Source organism: Vibrio sp. 1557 (assembly GCF_033340175.1).
GTDB lineage: Bacteria > Pseudomonadota > Gammaproteobacteria > Enterobacterales > Vibrionaceae > Vibrio > Vibrio alginolyticus.
In genome coordinates, this window is the sequence record NZ_JAWOVZ010000134.1 from 1 (window position 1) to 1,404 (window position 1,404).

Below are 1,404 nucleotides of genomic sequence, written 5' to 3' on the forward strand. Positions count from 1 at the left end.
CGTACCAAAGGGTACGAAAAGTTTTGCGATTACCGCGTACGATCCTGATGCACCAACGGGCAGTGGTTTTTGGCATTGGATAGCGTTTGATATTCCAGCCTCAGTTAACGAATTGCCTCGTGGCGTTGATATCAGCAAGCTCGGCGGTAAGGAGTCTCGTATCGATTACGGTATTACTGGTTTTGGCGGCGCATGTCCTCCAGAAAAAGATGGTATGCACCGCTACCAGTTTACCGTTTGGGCGCTGCCGAGTGATAAGTTGAACTTGGATGAGAACACGCCAGCGGCGGTTGTGGGATTCACGTTGAATAGTGTCGCATTGGACAAAGCGAAGTTAACCGCCACTTACACACGATAATTGAATAAGAAAGGGGAGAAGATGAGCCACCAATATCAAGTCACGTTATTTCGTGCGGAGCAGCAGCAAAAGCTGCGTAACGTTCGGATTCATTCCCCGAGTATTATCCAGATCATTAAAGGGAGTAAGCGTCTGTTTTGGAAAGACGAAGCGTTCGATATTCTTCATCCTAATATCATGCTTTGTGAAGCAAACGCTTCGCTGAATTTTGAAAACCTTCCTCAGCAAGGGCGTTTTCTCTCTCGAATGTTCAGCTTTCACTGTGTGCCGAGTGATGACATGCTGGAGCTGAGTATGAGCAATGCGCTTGGCGAAAATGTACCCGCGGTGGAGACAGATAAAGCGTTGCAAGCAACGCTGAATGCGCTGTTTTCTTTTGAGCAAGAAAGCTTGAGTGAAGCGACGCAACGTTATTGGGTGTTGGGGTTGTATCAGCAGTTAGCGGAAAGGGGATTGTTGCATCGACTTTTTACCAGCTCGAATACCTCATTTAGCGAAAAACTCAGTCGCTATTTGTCACGCTCTCCGGGCGATGATCATCCTTTGGAACGGGTGGCTGAGCGTTTTGCTATGAGCCGAGCAACATTGATACGCAAACGCAAGCAAGAGTGTACTCAGTATCGCGAAGTGCTGGCAGAAGTGCGCTTAAATCACGCACTCTACCTGATGCAAAATGGTTCATACAACGTTGCGTTGCTCGCGCAGTTGTGTGGTTATCAATCGGAAGGGCGTTTTAGCCAACGCTTTAAAGGCAAGTTTGGTTTAACGCCCAGCGAGTACATCAAAACCGTTGCCAGTTAGTACCTAACACTGCTATTTGGCTCGGTCTCAATGTTTCTCATTTTAGCTTTGGTATTTGGTTTTCATCCGCAGTGCGACGTTAACCAAAGCAATCAGAACCGGAACCTCGATCAACGGGCCAATTACGCCGGCGAATGCTTGATCGGAATTCAGACCAAATACAGCAAATGAAACCGCAATCGCCGACACCTAGTTGTTTCCCGTTGCCGTAGATCCGATGGAGGCACTCTCATCGTAAGAGAGGA

Annotated in this window: 2 protein-coding genes and 1 pseudogene; 2 read left to right on the top strand and 1 reads right to left on the bottom strand. The window is 47.9% G+C overall.

Features of this window, described 5'->3' with window-relative positions; all coding sequences use genetic code 11:
- Positions 1-358 (top strand): YbhB/YbcL family Raf kinase inhibitor-like protein (locus R7070_RS25255; RefSeq protein ID WP_318141397.1); only part of this gene is annotated, 358 nt, incomplete at its 5' end.
- 21 nt (positions 359-379) lie between these two features.
- Positions 380-1,159: an AraC family transcriptional regulator gene (locus R7070_RS25260; RefSeq protein WP_318141398.1), complete on the top strand. Its 780-nt coding sequence runs from the start codon at positions 380-382 to the stop codon at positions 1,157-1,159.
- A gap of 42 nt (positions 1,160-1,201) precedes the next feature.
- Here the strand turns inward: R7070_RS25260 and R7070_RS25265 are convergent.
- A pseudogene (locus R7070_RS25265) lies at positions 1,202-1,404 on the bottom strand (arsenic resistance protein); the annotation flags it as partial.